General features: G+C 45.8%; 17 protein-coding genes. 11 read left to right on the top strand and 6 right to left on the bottom strand.

Going from position 1 to position 22524, the window contains the following annotated elements:
• Window positions 1-54 precede the first annotated feature (54 nt).
• From DR864_RS15230 to DR864_RS15220, 3 genes are all read left to right on the top strand, one after another.
• Window positions 55-738: a cell division ATP-binding protein FtsE gene (locus DR864_RS15230; RefSeq protein ID WP_114067784.1), complete on the top strand. Its 684-nt coding sequence runs from the start codon at window positions 55-57 to the stop codon at window positions 736-738.
• A 404-nt stretch (window positions 739-1142) separates the two neighbouring features.
• A complete protein-coding gene (locus DR864_RS15225) occupies window positions 1143-2855 on the top strand; it encodes a DEAD/DEAH box helicase (protein WP_114067783.1) in 1713 nt (570 codons plus the stop codon).
• A 195-nt stretch (window positions 2856-3050) separates the two neighbouring features.
• Entirely contained in the window at window positions 3051-4931 is a 1881-nt protein-coding gene (locus DR864_RS15220) for a YgiQ family radical SAM protein (protein ID WP_114067782.1), read from the top strand.
• A gap of 89 nt (window positions 4932-5020) precedes the next feature.
• On the opposite strand, the gene DR864_RS15215 is transcribed toward DR864_RS15220, so the two are convergent.
• Entirely contained in the window at window positions 5021-6982 is a 1962-nt protein-coding gene (locus DR864_RS15215) for a DUF3857 domain-containing protein (protein ID WP_114067781.1), read from the bottom strand.
• 126 nt (window positions 6983-7108) lie between these two features.
• Between DR864_RS15215 and DR864_RS15210 the strand changes: the two genes are divergently transcribed.
• From DR864_RS15210 to DR864_RS15185, 6 genes are all read left to right on the top strand, one after another.
• Window positions 7109-7495, top strand: a complete 387-nt coding sequence (locus DR864_RS15210; protein WP_114067780.1) for a hypothetical protein — start codon at window positions 7109-7111, stop codon at window positions 7493-7495.
• Window positions 7496-7564: 69 nt separating this feature from the next.
• Window positions 7565-8689, top strand: a complete 1125-nt coding sequence (locus tag DR864_RS15205) for an alpha/beta hydrolase (protein WP_310587522.1) — start codon at window positions 7565-7567, stop codon at window positions 8687-8689.
• A 52-nt stretch (window positions 8690-8741) separates the two neighbouring features.
• The gene (locus DR864_RS15200; protein ID WP_114067779.1) at window positions 8742-9740 is read left to right on the top strand and encodes an NAD-dependent epimerase/dehydratase family protein; all 999 of its coding nucleotides are present in this window, start codon (window positions 8742-8744) and stop codon (window positions 9738-9740) included.
• A complete protein-coding gene (locus DR864_RS15195) occupies window positions 9716-10585 on the top strand; it encodes an MBL fold metallo-hydrolase (protein WP_114067778.1) in 870 nt (289 codons plus the stop codon). The genes DR864_RS15200 and DR864_RS15195 overlap by 25 nt, the downstream gene beginning before the upstream one ends.
• A gap of 39 nt (window positions 10586-10624) precedes the next feature.
• Window positions 10625-11923: a F390 synthetase-related protein gene (locus DR864_RS15190; RefSeq protein ID WP_114067777.1), complete on the top strand. Its 1299-nt coding sequence runs from the start codon at window positions 10625-10627 to the stop codon at window positions 11921-11923.
• Window positions 11920-12900, top strand: coding sequence for a 3-oxoacyl-ACP synthase III family protein (locus DR864_RS15185; protein WP_114067776.1), 981 nt, complete (start codon window positions 11920-11922; stop codon window positions 12898-12900). The genes DR864_RS15190 and DR864_RS15185 overlap by 4 nt, the downstream gene beginning before the upstream one ends.
• A 1-nt stretch (window position 12901) precedes the next feature.
• On the opposite strand, the gene DR864_RS15180 is transcribed toward DR864_RS15185, so the two are convergent.
• The 3 genes from DR864_RS15180 to DR864_RS15170 all read right to left on the bottom strand — a co-directional run bounded on the left by DR864_RS15180 (window position 12902) and on the right by DR864_RS15170 (window position 16315).
• On the bottom strand, window positions 12902-13654 hold the full coding sequence (locus DR864_RS15180) for a hypothetical protein (RefSeq protein WP_114067775.1): 753 nt from the start codon (window positions 13652-13654) through the stop codon (window positions 12902-12904).
• A gap of 184 nt (window positions 13655-13838) precedes the next feature.
• Window positions 13839-14900: a 6-bladed beta-propeller gene (locus DR864_RS15175; protein WP_114067774.1), complete on the bottom strand. Its 1062-nt coding sequence runs from the start codon at window positions 14898-14900 to the stop codon at window positions 13839-13841.
• Window positions 14901-14995: 95 nt separating this feature from the next.
• Window positions 14996-16315, bottom strand: coding sequence for a Gfo/Idh/MocA family protein (locus DR864_RS15170; RefSeq protein WP_114067773.1), 1320 nt, complete (start codon window positions 16313-16315; stop codon window positions 14996-14998).
• 297 nt (window positions 16316-16612) lie between these two features.
• Here DR864_RS15170 and uvrA point away from each other — a divergent pair, with 297 nt between their 5' ends.
• Window positions 16613-19474, top strand: coding sequence for an excinuclease ABC subunit UvrA (gene uvrA, locus DR864_RS15165; protein ID WP_114067772.1), 2862 nt, complete (start codon window positions 16613-16615; stop codon window positions 19472-19474).
• Between the two features lie 2 nt (window positions 19475-19476).
• Here uvrA and DR864_RS15160 read toward each other — a convergent pair whose 3' ends face one another.
• Window positions 19477-19887, bottom strand: a complete 411-nt coding sequence (locus DR864_RS15160; protein WP_013927015.1) for an RrF2 family transcriptional regulator — start codon at window positions 19885-19887, stop codon at window positions 19477-19479.
• Window positions 19888-20025: 138 nt separating this feature from the next.
• Window positions 20026-21180, bottom strand: a complete 1155-nt coding sequence (gene nspC / locus DR864_RS15155) for a carboxynorspermidine decarboxylase (RefSeq protein WP_114067771.1) — start codon at window positions 21178-21180, stop codon at window positions 20026-20028.
• Window positions 21181-21318: 138 nt separating this feature from the next.
• On the opposite strand from nspC, the gene DR864_RS15150 reads away from it, so the two are divergent.
• On the top strand, window positions 21319-22101 hold the full coding sequence (locus DR864_RS15150) for a patatin-like phospholipase family protein (RefSeq protein ID WP_114067770.1): 783 nt from the start codon (window positions 21319-21321) through the stop codon (window positions 22099-22101).
• The last annotated feature ends 423 nt before the right edge of the window (window positions 22102-22524 follow it).

The raw sequence follows: 22524 nt of genomic DNA, 5'->3' as shown, positions 1-22524 counted from the left end.
GGCAGTTTGCAATGAAATACTGCAAACTGCTGACTGCTAACTGCCTACTGAACTATGACTGCTTTTTCATCTGAACCGATTATTCAACTTGAACATACCGACATTTATCAAAATGGCAATAAGCTGGTCTTGGCCGATGTAAATTTTGTGATAAATAAAGGCGATTTTGTTTTTTTAATCGGACGAACGGGAAGCGGAAAAAGCTCTCTGCTCAAAACACTCTACGCCGACCTTTGGCTGGAGTCGGGTACGGGAACGGTGGTTGGCTATCAGTTGCAAAAGCTCAAGCAGGCCGATGTGCCTTTTCTTCGGCGTAAAATCGGTATTGTCTTCCAAGATTTTCAATTGTTTTTTGACCGTACGGTGGAAGAAAATCTTGAGTTTGTACTTCGAGCCACTGGCTGGACCGACAAAGCGACCATCAAGAACAGAATTTCGGAAGTGCTGATGCAAGTAGGGTTGGGCACTTTACAAAAGAAAATGCCCCATCAACTTTCGGGCGGCGAGCAGCAGCGGGTTGTGATTGCGCGGGCCATGCTCAACGAGCCTCAGATTCTGTTGGCTGATGAGCCCACTGGAAACCTTGACCCTGAAGTAGGCGAACAAATCATGCAGGTGTTTCAGAGTATTAACACGGCAGGAACTGCCATTTTGATGGCTACTCACAATTATGATTTTCTGAAAAAATACCCTGCGCGCGTCCTAAAGTGCGAAGCCGGGAGCGTAAGCGAGGTGTAATATTAAAAAAATACAAAATTTGTTGCGTTAATTGGGGAAAATCGAATATTCTTCTTACTTTTGCATAAAATAACTGCACCGAGCGCTTCTTAACGTCTCTGCGTCTTTTTCTCCCATGGGGTATTGGAGTCCCCATTTTTGTCTGTTAGAAAATCACGCTTCGAATTATTTGGCACCGGCTCATCGAGATTTCATGAGTGTTCAGTGCATGGGCAATTTTTAAAAATCCTGTTATTGATCGTATCCGCCGATAGGTTGAGTTAAAAACCCGTCGAGGGAAGGTAATTGTTGAAAGGTTTTCGCCGGCTAGAAACCCTTCTATGCCACGTTGTGCTTACCGCTCGAACAATTAACGGGAATACTATTAACCGTTTAACTTGTGCGTAAGCACGCAAAAACAATCAATGGAAGTACTTTTTGATTCATTAGGCCTTTCGGAAGAAATTCTGAAAGCAGTAACAGAAATGGGTTTTACCAAACCCTCACCCATTCAGGCAGAAGCCATCCCGTCCCTTTTGGAAGGCCGTGACGTATTGGGACAAGCCCAAACAGGAACGGGCAAAACCGCCGCTTTCGGTATTCCTGCGCTTGAAAAAGTAGATATCTCCGACAAGCGTACCCAAGTATTAATGTTGTGTCCTACCCGTGAGTTGGCGGTGCAGGTAACCGAAGAGTTACGTCGTATTGCCAAATACAAAAAAGGGTTGAAACTCGAAACCGTTTACGGTGGTGATTCGATTGAACGTCAGATTCGTTCGTTGAAAATAGGTGCCCAGATTGTGGTCGGAACGCCCGGTCGTGTCATGGACCTTATTGAGCGTAAGGCGCTTAAGCTGGACTTTGTAAATTATGTAGTATTAGACGAAGCCGACGAAATGCTCGATATGGGCTTTCGCGAAGATATTGATACCATTCTGGAAAGTGTACCCGATGAGCGCCAAACGGTGTTGTTTTCGGCTACCATGTCGAAGCCCATCATGGGCATCGCTCAAAAATTCCAAGAAGATCCCGTCCAGATTAAAATTACGCGGAAGGAAGTTACCAACGAAAACATTGAGCAAACGTATTTTGAAGTAAAACAACGGGGCAAAATCGAAGTGACTTGCCGGGTATTGGATGCCTACGATTTAAAGCAGGTTATTATTTTCTGTAACACCAAACGTAAAGTAGACGAAGTAACCGAAGAACTTTCTTCCAAAGGATATTCGGTCGAAAGTTTGCACGGCGATTTGCGCCAAACGCAACGGAATCAGGTAATGGCGAAGTTTCGTTCAGGAGCCGCCAATATCTTGGTAGCCACCGACGTAGCCGCTCGCGGTATCGACGTGTCGGGTATTGACGCCGTTATCAACTTTGACTTACCGCTCGACGAAGAATACTACGTGCACCGTATCGGTCGTACTGGCCGTGCTGGCTTAACGGGTAAAGCGCTGACGTTAGTAGCCAAAGATGAAAAATACCGTTTGCGCCAGATTGAGACCTACACTAAAGTGAAAATCGACAAAGGAGTTATTCCAACTTTTGAAGACATCGTAGGTGTACGCAAAGCCCGTTTTATCTCGCAAGTAGAAGAGGCGGTTTCGACTGGCGATTTGGATTTGTACGAAGATATGTTGGGTATGTTGCATCATACTACGGGCTTCACTACGGAGCAGATTGTGGCCGCATTGGTTAAAATCAACATGGGTGTTCAGAAAAGCGAATTTGCCGATAATGATTTGGCATGGGATGCTGACCGTGACCGTCGCCCATCAGAAAGAGGATTTGAAAAACGTGGTCGTTTTGAAGACCGTGGCGGAAGAGGCGAAGAGCGTGGCTCAGGCCGCTTCGGCGACCGTGGCGGAGATAGAGGCGGCGACAGAGGTCCAAAACGCAACGAACCGGGTATGGTTCGTCTGTTTGTAAGCGTAGGTCGCAAAGACCGCGTTCAACCACGCGACATCGTTGGCGCCATCGCTGGCGAGGCGGGTATTCCCGGCCGCGTGATTGGCTCAATTGATATTTTTGATGCGTACTCGTTTGTGGATGTTCCCGAGCGCGATGCTCGTAAAGTGGTGGAAGCCATGAGCGGCAATACCATCAAAGGTAAAATGGTCAATATCGAAGTAGCACGATAACCGCAGGGGCGGTGTTTAGCGCTGCCTTTCAATACTTTGCAGTTCACAATTCACAGTATAAGTACCTTATCTGTTGATTGTGAACTGTTTTTGTATTTAATGAAGATCAAAACTATTTCAGTATAACTTTGGTTGAATAAATGTGTGAAACATTTGCACGCCAATTTACATTCCGCAAGAAAAAGAAACGTTTTTATGATAGAAAGACCCATCACCGACTGGTTGCCCCTGACAAAAAAAGAGGTTGAAAAAAGAGGCTGGGACGAAGTGGATGTTGTGTTGGTTTCGGGGGATGCCTACGTAGACCATCCTGCCTTTGGCACGGCCGTCATTGGTCGTATCATGGAAAGCGAAGGCTTCAAGGTGGCGGTGGTAGCCCAACCCAACTGGAAAGACGATTTACGGGATTTTAAGAAATTCGGCCGACCCAAATACTTTTTCGGCGTCACGGCGGGCTGTATGGATTCGATGGTGAATCATTACACAGCCAACAAACGCCTGCGCTCCAACGACTCGTACACGCCTGGCGGCGAGGCGGGTTTTCGCCCTGACTATGCTACTACGGTCTACTCCAATATATTAAAAGAACTCTATCCCGATGTGCCAGTATTGATTGGAGGGATTGAGGCGTCATTGCGTCGCGTGACGCACTATGACTATTGGAAAGACCAATTGATGCCCACCATTTTGGCCGATTCTAAAGCCGATTTATTGGTGTATGGCATGGGCGAGCAGCCCCTGCGCGAGCTGTTGAAGTTGGTGCGCGAAGGAGTTCCGTTGAATACCATTCGCAACGTAAATCAAATCGCCTATTTGCAAGACTCGGAAGCAGAGTTGCCAAGCGACAAAGGCTGGGAAACGGTTGAGCTAGCGAGCCATGAAGTATGCTTGCAAGATAAAATCAGGTACGCCGCCAACTTCAAGATTGTGGAGGTAGAATCCAATAAATGGCAGGCCAACCGAATCATCCAGAAAGTGGGCAACCAAACGTTGGTCATCAATCCGCCGTTCAAAATCATGGACGAAAAAGAGATTGATGCATCGTTTGACTTGCCTTATACGCGTTTGCCGCATCCCAAGTACAAAACGCGCGGTACGATTCCTGCCTACGAAATGATTAAGTTTTCTATCAACATGCACCGGGGATGTTTTGGCGGGTGTAGTTTCTGCACCATTTCGGCGCATCAAGGAAAATTCATCGCATCGCGGAGCGAGAAGTCAATCATGAAAGAAGTGGAGGAGGTAACAAAACACCCTGAATTTAAGGGTTATATCTCCGATTTGGGTGGGCCGTCGGCCAATATGTACCGTATGAAAGGCAAAGACGAAGCCATTTGCGCGCGTTGTACGAGTCCGAGTTGTATTCACCCCGTGATTTGCTCCAATCTGGATACTTCCCATAAGCCAATTACGGAGTTATATAAAAAAGTAGATGCGCACCCAAAAGTGAAGAAAGCCTTTGTGGGTTCGGGCATTCGTTACGATTTGTTGGTGGATGATTTCAACAAAAACAATAAAGACAACAACCACGACGAATACATGGAGCAACTCATTACGCGCCACGTATCGGGCCGGTTGAAAGTAGCGCCCGAACACACCTCGGACGACACGCTACGCGTAATGCGTAAACCGTCGTTTAAGTATTTTAAGTTGTTTAAGCAGAAATACGACAAGATTTCCGATAAACACAATTTGAACCAACCCCTGATTCCGTATTTCATTTCTTCCCACCCCGGCTGCGAAGAAGCAGATATGGCCAATTTGGCGGCCGAAACCAAGGACCTTGGCTTCCGGCTGGAGCAGGTGCAGGATTTTACGCCCACGCCCATGACCGTGGCGGAGGTGATTTACTATTCGGGCGTTCATCCCTATACGTTGAAGCCCGTTTTTACGGCCAAAACAAAAGAAGAAAAATTGGATCAAAATCGGTATTTCTTCTGGTACAAGCCCGAATTTAGAAGCCTGATTAGAAGCCGATTAAACAAGCTGAAACGCCCCGATTTGGCCGATAGACTTTTGAGTAATCCCAAAAAGCAAGAAACGCGGGTGGAGAAGAAAATGGGTAAAAAGCGGTAAGGGACATTTTTAGGCTTGGCAAGACTGGGCGTCCCCGACTAGGCGTCCCCGACTGGGCGTCCCCGTTTTTAAAACTTGCCAAGCCTTTTTTATTTTTTCTTCAACGAAATTACTTCGCTATACGCCTCATTCAGCGCTTCCACCATTTTGTTCCATTCGGGGAAACTAGATTTTTTTACTAGTAATGTGTTGAGCATCAGTTTAGTACGTGCAATGATTTGGCCATTTTTTTGTTCGTAGCTAAGCGTGAATCCAAAGTCAGGATTGGAAAACGACCTGTTTTCGGGCAAGTAAGAAACTTCATATCCTACGGGAATTGGTAAGATTTCGACGGTTTCTTGCGTATGCGCAAATTCGTGTTTCCAGTCATTTTTACGCGTATCTTCCATGCGTTTGTCCGCCCAAGTACGAGTCAAGTGGGGGTTGATAAACAACTCGCCCGCCGCTTCCTGAACGTAGTCGGGTACCCGGAAAGTGTAGTCAAACTGCACAGGCACATCCCGCTGATTGATGCCCGAAACCGTCCGTTTTTCCAGCGTAGATTTATTGGACCCGCGACTGAGAATATTTTTGTAGTACTCATCCCGTTGCGGCTCCGAACGGTATTGAATCGCCGATTTTACGGATGTTTTCCACAAACCTTCAAACATCAACGTGCCTTTGCCTTTCAGCGTTTTGCCCTCGATGGAAAGAACCATAGAATCCCGTCGGAAATTTTGTGCAGCCGGAACAATAGGCACGGGGACGATTTCATATTTGTCTTCCGAGGTCATAATCATCGCTTCTTTGCCCTGAATGTGCGAAGTAGGTAGGCCAAAATCAATGCGGTCGTCGGTAGCATCCAAAAACTGCCATTTACCATTTCTTTTAACGGCTGCAATCATGTGGTTATCAACACTCATCGAGGGGTTTTCCACATAACGATACGGAATATCCCGCGTTCCGATCCAAACTAGATATGCCGGAACGCCCGCCAAATTGAGCATCGTAGAAGTCAGACTTGCCATGTCTTTACAATCTCCGTAGCGTTTTTGGCAAACGTCGGCCGCTTGGCGGGGAATAAAACCGCCCAATCCTTCTTCAAAAGCAATGTATTTGATGTGGTCTTGCACCCAGTAATAGATTGACTTGATTTTGTCTTCTTCGGTTTTGCCCCGTGTCAGGGAGTCGGTAAGGGCTTGCAAAGGAGCATTAGGTTGTTTGTTGAGGTCTTTGACCAAGCTTTTATAGTAGTTAAACAGCTTTTGCACATTTCCCAATACCTCCGTCGTTTTGCCGTCGATAGTATAACTTTCGATGAATAAAAGCACTTGCGGCACATAATAACGCAGCGAAAGGGATTCGGTTTCGAGCGGCGAGGCTTTCAGGTTTTGGGCTTTCCAAGCGTAGGTTGTTTTGCCGTTTAGGGTGGTTTGTTTAAACGTAATTCCCTTCATATCGCCGTAGGTTTTATAGGAAACTTTAACCGAGGCAGGAAACGTAACTGAAAAATCGCTGTTGATGACGGGTACATAGTTGCCAAACACAAATCCCGAAAGCATGTACGGATTTTTGATGCGCTCACGGTACGATACGGTGCCGATGCCTCCCTGTTTTGCCCCTGGAAACGTAAATTTTTTAACCTGCATATCATCAAAAAATATCCCTCCTCCTGGGCTAGGGCGTTCGGTTTTGAAGTCGGTCACGGGCGTACGTTTAAATCCTGCTTTTTCTGGAACGTACGAAATGGCCTCCAAATCCTTGATTTCCTGAAATGCATCCGAAAAATAAATGCGCTCGTCGGCCCAAACGCTGGCGCGTTCATCCAAAAACACGCGGTCTTCCTGATGCAAAACGTCGATTTGCAAGGCTCCATTCACCAAATCTACCGTTACCTGTTCGGAGCGGTTGAGATACGCCATTTCTTCATTCGGAAACTTAGCCTTCAGTTGGGCTACGTTTACTTTGGGTTGTGCCCAACTAAGGGTAAACGAGAGGAGTATAAAGGTTAGCGTTGCGAGGGTGAAGCGGGTGATTCCAACGGTTTTATGGGGCAAAAACGGGTAAGGCATAACTTAGAAAATGATTTATGTGGCGTATAAATAACGGAAGGTTGCAGGGAAAAGTTTTATTTTGTGAAACGTTGCGGACCAAATGACTTTTTTCTTCTTTTGGAGCATAATACTTAATGGCATTTTATGGAACAACCATCGGATGATTTGATTCTCAATACAAATGAAGCCATTCAAGCGTATCTAAATATGCCTGATTTGCTGCGGGATTTGCTTCTTCAAATAACAAAAGATTTTCAGACGGCACAAATACCCTTATCGTCCGAGTCTTTGGTAAATTGCTCTTTTGAAGGACTGTGTGAAACAATCGTAAGGGCATTGGATGCGCATTTGGGAAAGGGAGGAACGTTGAAAAATGTCTTAAATCGGGTTGATTTAACCGAAAAACAACTAAAAAAACACATTCCTGAGCGTTTGACGTCCAACCTACGCCCTTTGGCAGAGTTGATCATAAAGAGAGAATTACAAAAAGTAGTTATCCGTTACTGGTACCGGCAATCTTCAGAAAAATAAAAAACCGCAGAATGAACTGTTAGTTTTTTAAAGATTTCGTTGAACCTTAGTACCTTTGTAAGTGTTAAGGTGACACTAACTTATGAAGGAAAAGTGATGAGTAACAGTTATGCGTCTTTGGCGCTGGAGTTGACGACTGCCGTTGACGACGAGCGGCCTGTATATATTGCCGGAAATTTTTGTGAATGGTTTCCCGACATTGAGCGATTTAGAATGCAGAAGGTAGAGCCGGGTAAATATAGATTTCAATTTCCGTCTGATTTTTTGTTTGATAAACCACTCGAATATAAATACACTCGTGGAGGATGGGATCAAGTAGAGCTTGATTCTTTTGGAGAAACTCCTCAAAATCGCAGGATTCGTGCAAAAACAAAATCTCAAAAAGATTTTGTACCTCACTGGCGTAAAGATGGGCGGTCTTTTGACCCACTCCTTGTTCCGACTGTAGAAACGGTTGCAGAACAATTTGAAATGCCACAGTTGGGACGTACACGCCGCATACGTATTTTACTTCCCCACGATTATTATACTTCCCAAAAATGTTATCCTGTAGTCTACCTTCAGGACGGTCAAAACCTGTTTGAAGATGGCTCGGTGTATGGAAATTGGGAAATCGATAAAAAGATGGCTATTCTCGCCGCTCAGGGCAAAGAAAGCGTGATTATTGTAGCCATAGACCATGCCGACGAAGACCGATTGCACGAATTTGCGCCCTATGCCAACCCTAAATTTGGGAAGGGCTCTGGAAAAAAATACGCCAATTTTATCGTACGTACGTTAAAACCGTACATTGACAAACACTACCGGACCCGTCCGGAGCGCCAGCATACGGGCGTCGGGGGAAGCTCAATGGGTGGACTGATAAGTATCTATGCGGGTTTGATGTACCCCGAAGTTTTGGGTCGTTTAATGATTTTTTCACCCTCTTTGTGGGTTTCTGAAAAAATATATTTCGACGCTATTGAGTTTTTCAATCCAATGGAAACGAAGATATATGTATACGCAGGAGGTAAAGAAGGGCGGTACATGATTCAAAGCACAGAACGACTTAAAGAGGCCGTAGAGCGACAAGGATGGTCGCCTGAGCGCCTGCAATTAAAACTCTCAGTAGACCCCAAGGGGGAGCATAACGAAACCCGATGGGGAAAAGAATTCCCTAAGGCCATTGAGTGGCTTTTTTTTGAAACCCGCTGATGGAGTGTTTCCAAAATCTAGCATATTCGATTTTTAAGATTTAGCTTCGTGAATGCAAAAAATCGTTATCACTGGAGCATCAGGTTTTTTAGGCGGGCGTTTGTTAAAACACCTTACGCATCGGAAGATGGCGCAAATAGTGGTGGGAACGGGCCGACGTACCGAGCGGATAGCAGAATTTGAGCGAGAGGGGTGTTGTTATGAGGCGGGAGATTTATTAAGCGTTGATTTTTGTGAAACTCTGCTCGCTGAAGCCGATGCGGTTGTGCATTGTGCGGCGTTGTCGGCGCCGTGGGGCAAGCGCGAAGAATTTGTAAAAGCCAACGTCATTGCTACCCAAAACCTATTGAAAGCCGCCCAAAAAACGGGTGTTAAAAAGTTTGTATTCATCTCTACCCCGAGCATCTATTTCAACGCTCGACACCGATTTAATGTTTCGGAAAGCGACCCATTACCTACTAAAATGGTCAATGAATACGCCGCTACCAAATGGGAGGCGGAGCAGGAAGTGTTAAGTCAATATTCTACTTTTTTTCAAACCATTGCCCTGCGTCCGCGTGCCATCATTGGCGCAGAAGATACTGTTATCTTTCCTAGATTATTGAAAGCCTACGAAAGCGGTCGCCTAAAAATCATTGGTAATGGTCAAAATATGGTCGATTTGACCACGGCCCGCAACGTCATTGAGGCCGTGAATTGTGCGTTTAAAGCTCCTGTGGAGGCATTTGGTCAAGCCTATAACATCACGAATGGGGAGCCAGTCAATTTGTGGGAAGAAATCAATTTCTTACTCAAAGAGCTCGGCCTGACGCCCGTAACAAAACGAGTACCTTTGGCAATAGCCGACGCGGCGGCTCGATTGATGGAGCTGAAAGCCCAACTCACCAGAGGCCCTGAACCCACGCTGACGCGGTATGGCATTGGAGTACTGGCTAAATCGCTGACGATGGATATTTCCAAAGCACAAACCTTGTTGAATTATCACCCTGTACAAACCACTCGGGAAGGAATTGTCGAGTTTATTGAATGGTATCGAACCCAACAACCGTAAGTTATCGCCTTTTTGCGTCGGGGTATTGCACCGCCCATGATTGGATTGTGGACCCTAAAAACGGTCGGGGGAAGGCCCTTTTTTATGCTGTTTGGTTGTTGATTGACCACCCACGTCACGGACTTTATGTATTTGATACGGGATATTCTCCCCGATTTCTGGAAGCAACGCGGCATTTTCCCGATAAATTTTACGGCTGGGCTACCCCAGCTTTTATTCAAAAGGAAGAAACGGCAATGGCGCAATTGGCGCAGGCGGGCATTAAACCTTCGGATTTGAGCGGAATGATTATCTCACATTTTCACGCCGACCACGTGGCGGGAATGTTAGATTTTCCGAAAATACCCGTTATCTGTCATTCGGCTGCTATGGAACAAGTGTTGTCGGTGAAGGGGTTTGGAGCTGTCAGACATGGGATTGTAAAGACCCTGATCCCGACTGATTTGAGAGAAAGAGCTCGGGTGATAACGGAGGATTCGGTAGTGGCAGATAAAGCCCTAATGCAAAATCTCGACGGGCCGTCTAGTCTTCAATTTCAGGATTTGTTTGGGGATGGGTCGGTTGAATTGGCGCAGCTCCCGGGACATGCGCGTGGGCAGTTGGGTATCCGTATTCACACGGCTGACCATACGTTATTTTTTGCCACAGATGCCGCGTGGCGCAAGAGTACTCTGGAAGCGGGCATTTTACCAAGCCCTACCGTAAAATTATTTTTTGACGATTGGGCGGCTTATAAAACTACGTTTTCGGCCCTGCGTAACTATCAGCAAGTATTCCCCATGCATCGGCTACTTTTTACGCATTGCCCCGAAACGCTGAATTATATTACGTCATTCCATCCTTGAAAACTTTCGAGCCTTGCTAAGGCTGTTTTGTTGACACCTATGTTTTTCAAACTTCAAATTATTTATTTTTTAGTAAGAATCAAACTGCGCGACTTGTTCAGAAATCGGGCGCAGATAGAACATTTTCAACAACGGCGTTGGCATCGTTTTGCCCGAACTATTCTACCTAAATCAACTTTTTATCGATCCTATTTAAACGTTCCGTTAGACCAAATTCCGCTGATGCATAAGGCGTTGTTTATGGAACATTTTGATGAAATAAACACCGTAGCAATACGCAAAGAAGAAGCAATGAAGATCGCACTTCAGGCCGAAGAAACCCGCGACTTTGCGTCAGAGCTCAACGGTATTACGGTAGGGTTGTCGACGGGAACAAGCGGGAAGCGAGGACTGTTTCTGGCTTCCACTAAAGAGCGGGCGCAGTGGGTGGCGATGGTGCTCCACCGCGTGGTGAAATGGTCAATTTTTAAGCGGCAAAAAGTGGCGTTTTTCCTGCGGGCCAACAGTAATTTGTACAGCTCGGTTCAATCTTCGGTGCTGGCGTTTCACTTCTTTGATATTTTTAGAAAGACCGAAGAACTGGTTGCCGAACTAGACCTCCTAAAGCCCGATATTGTTGCCGCTCAACCTTCTCTTTTACGGTATTTGGCGGAGGCGCAGCAGATTGGGAATCTCAGCATTAGGCCTCAACAAATCATTTCGTTTGCCGAAGTACTGCATGATGACGACCGCACGGTGATTGAGCGTGTATTTGGCGTTAAAATTACCGAAGTGTATCAATGCACCGAAGGTTTTTTGGGGGTGAGTTGTGCGTATGGAACGATGCACCTCAACGAAGATGTAGCCATTTTTGAAAAAAAATACGTGAGCAAACATCGGTTTATTCCCGTCGTAACGGATTTTACGCGTACTTCGCAGCCCATTATTCGGTACGAAATGACGGATGTTCTAGTGGAACGTACTACGCCTTGCCCTTGCGGGTCGGCGATGATGGGCATTGAGCGCATTGAAGGTCGAACGGATGATGTGCTTCTTTTTGAGCAAGACGGAAAAACAATTTCGATATTCTCCGATACCTTAGTGCGAAAAATTGCCCGCGCTACCGATGATTTTAGTCATTACAGCATTAGGCAAGTGACCGAAAACAGGCTCGAAGTTGCGGTAGAAACTGAACCGAAAAGTAAAGCAATCGTCGGCCAGTTAATAGAAACTGCTATTTTGGAGGTGTTGGAAGGACAGGGTATAAAAAATACTGTGGTTGTTTTTACCGAAGAGAAAGTAAGTGAAAAAGGCGCGAAACATCGTCGTGTGGTGCGTACGTTTAAAAAGATTCTATGAAAATTCAGATTCAAGCCATTGAGAAATACCTGCCTGGAGTTGCCATTGAAAGTGCGCAATTGGAGGAACAACTGGGTCTTTCTGCGGGTTGGATTGAAAAAAATGCAGGCGTAAAAACGAGGCACTGGGCGGCGGTCGATGAAACTGTGGCTTCGATGGCGGCTACGGCCTTACAGAAGGCCCTGACTGCTGCGGGCCTTTCTGCCGATACCCTAGATTTTTTGATTTACGCGGGGGCCTCCTACGATTACCCCATTCCGCACAATGCAGGGCGTATCAAAAAAGCGTTGGGGACTACGGCCAAATTTCCTTGTTTTGACGTGGATTCCACGTGCTTGAGTTTTTTGAATGCGCTTGATATTGCACATTTGTATTTCCAACGCCGGGCGGTGCGCACCATTGCTATCGTATCTGCCGAGCTGGCTTCGCGGGCGCTGAATCCCCAAGATCCCAAAACGTATGGATTGTTGGGCGACGCTGCGGTGGCGGTTATTTTGAGCCAAAGCAATGAAGGTTATGAGCCCGTTTGTCCCTACTTTATCAACAATCCTGAAGGTGCTGATTTGGCTTGGATCCCCACGGGTGGAAGCGTAAATCGTGGTATGGCAGCGGATACACCCGAAGAATCATTTTATTTCAGAATGGATGGGAAACGCCTTATTTCGCTCACTTTACAGGAATTGAAGCCGTTTCTAGCCCAATATGAGCAGCTTTCGGGACTGGCCTTGACAGCATACGACTACGTCATTCCGCACCAAACGAGCCGGTTTGGAAACGAGATTTTTGCCAAACAATACCACTTGAATGAGCATCAGTTAATAAATACATTGGCCCATTATGGCAACTGTATTTCGGCTTCTATTCCCTTGGGATTGTGCGATTTGGTCCAACAAAAAAAAGATTTGTCGGACCAAAAAATCCTGCTTATCGGCAGTGCGGCGGGGCTGTCGCTGGGTGCTTTGACGCTTCTGTTTTGAGTTATTTCAACAAAACCCCATCAATCGCTTTCCAGTCGATTTTTGCAACTATCTGACGGGCGATGTCGACGGGTGCCGTAATTGTGACTACTATATTTTCTACCAGTTTGCCGCCTTTTTTAAATTTGGGTTGATAGCGCGTATCCTGTCCATTTTTGAGGAGTTGGGGATTCCATCCACCCAACAAAATAACGGTTTCTTGGCGGCCGATTGCCCCCTGCAAATCGGGCTTGAGGCGTACTTCAAGCGCCACAGGGCTGTTGGGTACTGAAATGGCTTGGGTATTTTCGACAATTCGGGCACTTTCGAGGTGTTGTAGGCGATAGTTGCCAAGGTTCATTTCAACACTCACGGAGTAGGTATCTCTGGCGCGTTGCACAATGGCGTTAGGATTTTCTTTGTACATCGTATCGCGGTGTACGTATAGAGAAGTAGGTACGGTGGGTGCGGCTTTGACGGTATCCAATTCCGCTTTCCGAACCACGGCTAGCTCGCTGTTTTCCATGATGAGGTCGTAACGGTCGGTGCAAAGGTGGGTAAATCCGCCCCATTCTGAGGTTACTTCCAAGTTTCCTATGGAATGTTTTTCGTCAAAAACCCGCCAGCTTCCGTTGGGAGTGACGGTGGTAAATTGGCGTTGAAGTTCTTTGACTACCCGTTCGTAGGCGGCATTTTCAGCGGCGGTAGCGGGACGGCATTGGGCTTGCACGATGATAGAAAGACCCATCAAAAATGCGGTAAGCAAAAATTTCATAGCAGGCATGTTTTTATACGTTCGGTGAGAATAAAAATTCCCGAAAATTAATGTAAAAATATCATGCTATCCCTCTTGGTGTAGAACTATTTCCCCAAAATTGCCGACCGCTCTTTTAAAATAGAAAATGGACCGCAGAATTATCCACGGTCCATACGCTGTTATTCAGATTATAAAACTAAAATTATACTCTTGACAATTTGACTGGATACGTTTGTTTGGCGTTCCATTGGCAGATGTAGATGTTTTCGTCGTTGTCTACGCATACATCGTGGCAGTGCATTAATATACCACCTACTGCAGCGGCATCCTGAACCATCATTTGGAGCTTTCCGTCTCGGTATTCAGGTTTGGTGCCGCCAGGGTTGGAAACTACTTTGTCATTTTTGTCCAAAATAGTGACGAAACCAGAGTTGTTGGTTTGGTTCATGTAGCGCAAACGCGACCAGCAAACGCCCGCAAACAAATGGTCTCCGTGAATCACGGGGCGACAAACAAATGCGCCGGGTAGGAAAATGGTAGATAAATATTTGCCGTCCAACGTGAAACGTTTGAAAGAATTATGCACCCGTGAGGTGATGAGCAACGTGGGGTTTGCTTTATTGCGGTAATCTACTGTGATACCGTGGGCAGTAGCAAATTGGTCGTCGCCGTCGCCAGGGCCGCCGAATTTACGGATAAATTCTCCCTTGGCGCTATATTGTAAAATCCACTGTGAACCATAGCCGTCGGCTACATAAATGTCACCGTTGGGGCCAACCGTAGTTTCGGTAGGCAGGAATTTCTCTTCGGGCTTGTAAGCGCCAACTTTAGACGGGTGCTCAATGGTGAAAATTACTTTTCCGTTAATGTCGGTTTTGGTAACGCGGTTTGAGTTGGGGTCACAGATAAACAAAAACTCTTCGCCGTTGGCATTCCAGAGCGTAAGGCCGTGTCCGCCAGGGTATTCATGCCCCCAACTGTCGAGGAGTTTACCAGAACGGTCGTAGACCAAAATGTTATTTTTGGTTTCGTCTGTTACCATAATAAGCCGCCCCTTGCTGTCCATGACCATTTCATGGCAGTTTTTGACGGGAAACTTCGAGGAGTCTAATTTACCCCAATCAGCATTGATTTTATAGCGGTGTGACCCGTGGCCGATGATGCCGTCGGCTGGTTGGGCGTTCACCGAAGTGATGATGGAGGGTGCCAGCAACGTGGTAGCGGCAGTTTTGACAAAATCGCGACGGGAGGTGGAAAGGTTCATGGTTTAGAATGTGCTTTTTTAGCAAAAAGGTCAGAGACTGCCTTTTTTACTTCTTTATGGATATACGCTTTGTAATGAACGAATTAAAATACAGTCTATATTTTTGGGAATTCCCAGGGGGCACGATAAGTGGGGGTAATGAGGGCATTGGCGGCTTCATTTTTACCGAACGATTGTGCCGCTTCATTCCATTCCAAGCGCGAATTGGTGCGTAATGCGATATTGCCAGCGTGGGCATACAAGGCAACCAGGCGGCCGTTTTCGATGGGGCAATTCGTCTCTTTGCGGGTTCTGATGCATTCTAGCCAGTTTTTTACGTGCTCTTCGTGCGTTTCTTTGCCACTTCGTTTGGGAATTGCGGGTACTTTATATCCTCCCTTGTCAATTTCTGGGAACAACTCCCAACCCCCCCGGTCTATTACGAGCGTGGCGTCATTGCCGACAAAAGCCAACCCGTAGGAGCGTCCGTATGGGCCGTTTTGGGTGCCGGCGGTTTGTTCCCATGAAATGGTATAATCGGGAAGTTGGTACATCACACTCAAGGTGTCAAATGCTTCATGGGCAAAGTCTGGCGAATAAAAATTGCCGCCCGAAGCCGCAACCGACAGCGGCGGCGTTTTGATGTTTTTGGCCCACAGCGCAATGTCCAACAGGTGGGCGCCCCAATCGGTCATGAGACCACCGCCGTAATCCCAGAAAAACCGCCATGAACCGTGGTGTCGGGTTCGGTTGTAGGTGCGCAGCGGTGCAGGCCCCAGCCACTGATTAAAGTCAATATGGGCGGGGACGGGTTCGTCGGGCACGATTCGAGAGCCAATTGCATAGTTGAAATTGGCCCAACTGTGTACTTTTCGCAGCGTGCCGATGCTGCCCGAATGGATAAATTGCATCGCACTTTGCCAATGTTCTCCGCTGCGTTGTTGTTGTCCGACCTGTACCACGCGATTGTAGTGGCGCGCTGCTTTTACCATTACGTTACATTCGCCGATTGAATTGGCCAATGGTTTTTCTACGTACACATCTTTGCCCGCCCGACAAGCTTCAACCATAGGGAGGCAATGCCAATGGTCGGGCGTAGCGATAATGACCGCGTCGATGTCTTTGTTTTCTAACAATTTTCTAAAATCTCCGTACAGCTGGGGCCGCTTTCCCTGCTTACGCATTACTTCATCGGCGCGTTTATTGCCAATGTTGGTATCAATATCACAAATTGCTGCGCATTCCACATTTGGTTGGTTGAGGGCGTGATTCATGATTCCGTTTCCCATATTATTGCAACCGATGACGCCGATAACGATTTTTTCATTGGCCGACTTACGCACATGGTTCTTTGCACGGGTTTCAGGGCTTTGTACAAAGGCGCCCGCCGCTATCGAAAGCTGTGTGCTCTGTTCTAAGAATTTTCTGCGGTTCATTGATTTGAATTATTTTTAACGGTGAAATACAGGAAGAATCAATAGTGGAAAATATCAACCGATTGTGAATTGCAGCTAGATGGAAATACAACCTATCAAGCATTTCAAGCGGATTTTCTACCCAAAGCGATGAGGGTAGAAAGCGATTGTTTTAAACGTTTAAATACGGGGAGAAATACCTGTGTTTTAAAGCAATGTGAGCCAACAGTTTTCGACGAAAAACAAACCATTTTTTAAAAACTACGGTTAGTAAATGAAGGGGCATTCCCTAACTTTGTGCCTTTAGCAATCAGCCGCATGAACGTAGCCGAAAACCAACAAAATACTTCCGAAATAGACTTCGAAACCCTCAATCCGAAGCAGTATATTATCATTAAAGGCGCTCGCGTCAACAACCTTAAAAACATTGATGTTGCCATTCCTCGCAATAAATTGATTGTGGTCACTGGGGTGTCGGGGAGTGGAAAGTCGTCGTTGGCTTTTGATACGCTTTTTGCCGAAGGGCAGCGCATGTACGTCGAAAGTTTGAGTAGCTATGCGCGTCAGTTTTTGGGGCGCATGGAAAAACCCGAAGTAGATTACATCAAAGGTGTGTCGCCAGCGGTAGCCATTGAGCAAAAGGTCAATACCCGAAATCCGCGCTCTACCGTAGGCACCACCACGGAGATTTACGACTACCTCAAGTTGCTTTTTGCGCGGGTGGGGGTTACTTACTCGCCCATTTCGGGGCTACCCGTACGAAAAGATACCGTGACCGACGTGGTTGATTTTATGTTACACCACGAAGAAGGCACGCGTGTGATGGTGTTGGCACCCTTGATTGTGAAGGAAGAGAGAAGCCTAGCCCAAGAATTAAGTATTTTACTTTCAAAAGGATACACAAGGGTCGTTGTCAATCAGGAAACGAAATCTATTGAGGAATTGATAGAAACCAAGGAGTATGCCGCGTTTTCTGCCGCCGATTTTTTTATTCTTATCGATCGGGCTTCGGTCAAACACGACGATGAAGATACGCAGTTTCGATTGTCGGATTCGGTACAGACGGCTTTTTTCGAGGGAGAAGGCCTGTGTATTGTCGACGTGATAGGAGGAGAACGCCGAGCGTTTTCGGATAAATTTGAACTCGACGGAATAAAGTTTGAAGAGCCTACGGTCAATCTTTTCAGCTTCAATAACCCTTATGGGGCTTGCAAACGCTGCGAAGGTTTTGGAAAAGTGTTGGGGTTGGACCCTGATTTGATTATTCCCGACAAAAACCTCTCGGTATTTGAAGGAGCAATTGCCCCTTGGCGAACCGAAAAAATGGCCGAGTGGCTGGCGCCGCTTCTGCGCCATGGCATTCGTTTTGATTTTCCCATTCACCGGGCCTATAAAGACCTTACCCAAGAACAAAAAGACATTCTCTGGGCGGGAAATACGTATTTTGAGGGGCTAACCGCATTTTTTGAACACCTCGAATCTCAAACCCACAAGGTCCAATACCGAGTTATGCTATCCCGTTACCGTGGTCGTACTACTTGTCCAGAATGCCGTGGTTCGCGCTTGCGCAAAGATGCAGGCTATGTAAAGATAGCTGGTGTTTCTATTACTGATTTGGTGTTGTTGCCCATTAGTGAGGTGTTACAGTTTTTTAAGAACCTTTCGTTACCTGATTATCAATTTGGCATTGCCAAGCGTATTTTAATCGAAATAGAAAACCGTTTGGAATACATGGAGCGCGTGGGACTGGGCTACTTAACGCTCAATCGTTTGACAAATTCGCTTTCTGGGGGAGAATTTCAGCGGATAAAATTGGCGACTTCACTGGGCAGCGCCCTGGTTGGCTCGATGTATATTTTGGACGAGCCAAGTATTGGGCTTCACCCGCGCGACACGCGGAAGTTGGTGGGTGTGCTGGAATCTCTGCGGGATATGGGCAACACGGTGATTGTGGTTGAGCACGAAGAAGAAGTAATGCGCGCCGCCGACCAAATCATCGACATTGGTCCCGACGCTGGAAATTTGGGCGGAGAAGTGGTATGGCAGGGAAGTTGGGAGGATATACTGAACCCCATTGAAGGCATTCATTCTCATACCATTAAATTCTTGACGGGTGAAGATAAAATTCCCGTACCTACTTTTCGCCGGAAGGCAACTCATTGGCTTGAACTAACAGGCGCGAGAGAAAATAACTTAAAAGACGTAGACGTAAAATTTCCGCTCGGTACGTTTACGGTGGTGACGGGCGTATCGGGTTCTGGTAAATCAACGCTTGTTCGAAAAATCTTATTTCCAGCTTTGGCCCGCCAAAAGGGAGAATACAACGAAGAAGCAGGAAAATATAGCAATCTGACGGGAAGTTTGGACCGCATTGATAACCTTGAGATGGTAGACCAAAATCCCATTGGCAAGTCGTCGCGCTCCAATCCCGTTACGTATATCAAGGCTTACGATTACATAAGGCAGATGATGAGTGAGGTGCCTTTGGCCAAAGCGCGGGGCTATAAACCCTCTCATTTTTCTTTTAATATCGAAGGAGGCCGCTGCGAAACCTGTCAGGGAGAAGGACAAGTGAAGATTGAAATGCAGTTCATGGCTGATATTTACCTCAAATGCGAAGCTTGCGGCGGAAAACGATTCAAACAGGAAATTTTGGATGTTCGATACCAACGCCCCGATCAAGGCTCGGCCGACATTGCCGATATTCTGGATATGACCATTGATGAAGCCATCCGCTTTTTCAGAGCCGATGAACCCAAACTCGCCGACCGCCTGTTACCGCTTCAGGAAGTGGGCCTCGGTTATGTCAAATTAGGTCAATCGTCCAACACGCTTTCGGGTGGAGAGGCCCAGCGTGTAAAACTGGCTTTCTTTTTGAGCAAATCAAACCCCAATCAAGGACGCTCCCTGTTCATTTTTGATGAACCCACTACGGGTTTGCATTTTCATGATATTCAAAAACTCCTGAAAGCGCTCAACGCATTGGTAAACCAAGGTGATACTGTGATTGTGATTGAGCACAATGTTGAGGTGATTAAATCGGCAGATTGGATTATTGATATGGGCCCCGAAGGTGGCGAAGCGGGAGGCTATGTCACCTTCGAGGGAACACCCGAAGAAATGGTGAAGCTTTCTGACAACTACACTGCGGTGTTTTTGGAAGAAAAAATGAGAACGTAGGCCTATTTGACAAAAATCTGCAAAGTAGTGCCTTCGTAGACTCCTAAGTTGGCATCTCTCACTTGCTCCATTACGGGGCGCAGAGCGCAGGTGGCTTCATCGATGCAGTCATCACACTTGACATAAAAATGAAGCGATACACAGGGGGTTGGTGCAATAGGGCCGTCAATTACCCTGATGACCTGGGCGAAATTGACTCTTGCAGGTTCCACGCGTAATAAATACCCGCCACCTTTTCCTTTTTGGCTGGACAGAATCCCGTGGTTACGCAACTCTAAAAGAATAGCTTCCAAGAATTTTTTTGGGATATTTTCACGTTCAGCAATGTGCGAAATGAGAACGGGGCCTTTTCCGAATTCTTCGGTCAGCACTTTGAGCGCTTTAAGGGCATATTTTGCTTTCTTTGAGATCATATCACTATTACACTATTGAGTAAAAGGTTATTAAGAGAGAGGCATAAACAAATTTACTCGATTAATTTAATATATTATATACGTAATGCTAATTTTTTAAAAAACTACCCCGCCTTGTCTATCAATTTGCTTACGATTTTAGAGCCTATCTTTAAAGCTTTCATATCCAAAGGTTTTTACTAACCTAAAACGCTCATTGGCCTGCCAAATACCAATGGAAGGCAGATTGACACCGTTGAAGGTGGTAGTTTTCACCATTGTGTAGTGAATCATGTCATCAAAGATTAACGTATCTCCGATTTTTAAAGGTTCGTCAAACGAATAATCGCCCATAAAGTCGCCCGCGAGGCAGGTCATCCCGCCGAGTCGGTAAGTTGGTTTGTCGGCTACGGGTTCGTGATAAGCCCCCAATATGCGTGGTTTGTAGGGCATTTCGAGGGTATCGGGCATGTGGGCGGCAAAAGAAGTATTTAAGATAGCGACCTCTATTCCCTGACTTTCCACTATATCCAATACAGTGGATACCAAATATCCAGTTCGCCACGCAATGGCTGAACCAGGCTCTAAAATGACATCTAGATTGTATTTTTTCTTTATTGCTTTTACGAGTGAAATAAGTTTAGGTATATCGTAGCCCTCGCGGGTCATAAGGTGTCCACCACCCATGTTGAGCCACTTGGCTTGGTGGAGCAAGTCACCAAAGCGACTTTCGAGGGCTTCGAGGGTACGCTCTAGGACGTCGGAGCCATTTTCACAAAGTGTATGAAAGTGAATCCCTTCGATTCCTTCGGGTAGTGTATCACCAAAATGACTGCGTGTTACCCCCAAGCGAGACCCCGGAACGCAGGGGTTGTACATGTCGGTTTCAACTTCAGAATACTGAGGGTTTACGCGGATTCCGCACGAAACAGTTTTTTCGGGGTGAGTTTGATTATAGTCGCTGACGCGTTGTTTAAACCGCTCCCACTGAGATAATGAATTGAAGGTGAGGTGGCTACTTCGTTCCAATACTTCCTCAAACTCTTCATCCTGGTACGCGGGGATGTAAGTGTGCGCCCGATAGCCTAAATATTCATTGATAAGCTTTATTTCATTTAGTGAACTTGCGGTGGCCCCTGGCAGATACTCGCCCACAATGGGGAATGCGCTATACATAGAAAAGCCTTTCAATGCCAATATAATTTGGCAGCCAGCCTCATCCATCACCTGACGGATAAGTTGGAGGTTTTGGCGTAGAAGACGTTCTTCCAAAACAAAACAAGGCGATGGAATTTGTGCAAAGTCAATAGGCATGATTGTAAATAATAAATGAGGGTGCAAAGGTAAGTAAATCGTGAAGGAAACATTTAATTGAGGGACTTCGTTTGTTAATTCAGTTATATTCTGGCTGATTTTACGTTAATTTAGAATCTAACAATCGTTTTGTTGTCAATGAAGATAGGATTAGTATTGTCGGGAGGAGGTGCCCGAGGAATCATGCACCTTGGAGTAATAAAAGCATTACAAGAACGAAAAGTGGACATTGCCGCTATTTCGGGCACGAGCGCGGGGGCCATCGTAGGGGCGCTTGTCGCGCACGGGTATAGCCCAGATGAAGTGCTTAGTAAGTTGCTTACAATCAACTTTTTGAAATACTTACGTCCTTCGTTTAACGGCCCTGGCCTGTTGAGAATGGACAAAGCAGAAGAACTTTATCGGGAGTTACTGCCCCATAATTCATTTGAAAAATTAAAAATTCCTCTTACTGTTACGGCCACCGACATTGAAGCAGGCGAAATTGTGTATTTTCAATCGGGGGAGTTAATTCGCCCGCTGATGGCATCAAGTTGTTTGCCGGGTATTTTTGAACCCATTCGCCACAATAAGCGGCTGTTTGTGGATGGTGCCGTTTTGAATAATCTACCCATCGAACCGCTCTTAAAAGATGAAGTCGAATTCTTAATTGGGGTCAATTGTAACCCGCCTCTTCCCGATAAGCCAATCCGCTCAATGCGGACCGTCATTGAGCGAAGCTTATTACTGGCTGTTCGTAATAAAACACAAGAGCGCACCCTACAGTGTCAATTGTTGTTTGAGCCAAAAGAAGTAGGGAAGTACGACATATTTGATATTCGGAAAGCCCGCGAAATTTTTCTGGTTGGTTATCATTCCGTCACCAAATCTCCCGACAAACTGCGGATGCTAGAAGATTACTCTAATTTGCCAAAACAATAAATGCTGTTTTATAACTCACTAAAATAGACGAACTCCTATTTTTTTTAGACAAACTCCTTCATATAGGGCTATTTTTTTTTGCATTTAAATTGATTTTTTACAAGGTTTTTATTGTACTTTTTAAAGAATTTTTTAAAAGAAACAACTTCCTATTTGACTTTTAGGGACAATAATTAAAACCCTAAAATGACCCTAATTCCTTAGAAATTTTGCTCAAAAAGGCCTTTTTTGACAATATTATCTATTGTAAGTACAAGTAATTTCATTCTTTTTTTTTGAAAAATGCCTCATTCACCCAATAAGGTCTCTATTTGAATTGTTATATTCTTTATTTTACTTTACATTCAGAAATTTTCTTAACCTAACTAAACAAGTACCCTATGAATCGTAACTCTATCTCTTACTTCCCCAAATTTTCTATCC

Origin of the sequence: Runella rosea (assembly GCF_003325355.1) — a bacterium.
GTDB lineage: Bacteria > Bacteroidota > Bacteroidia > Cytophagales > Spirosomataceae > Runella > Runella rosea.
This window is presented reverse-complemented; position numbering and strand designations above follow the sequence as displayed.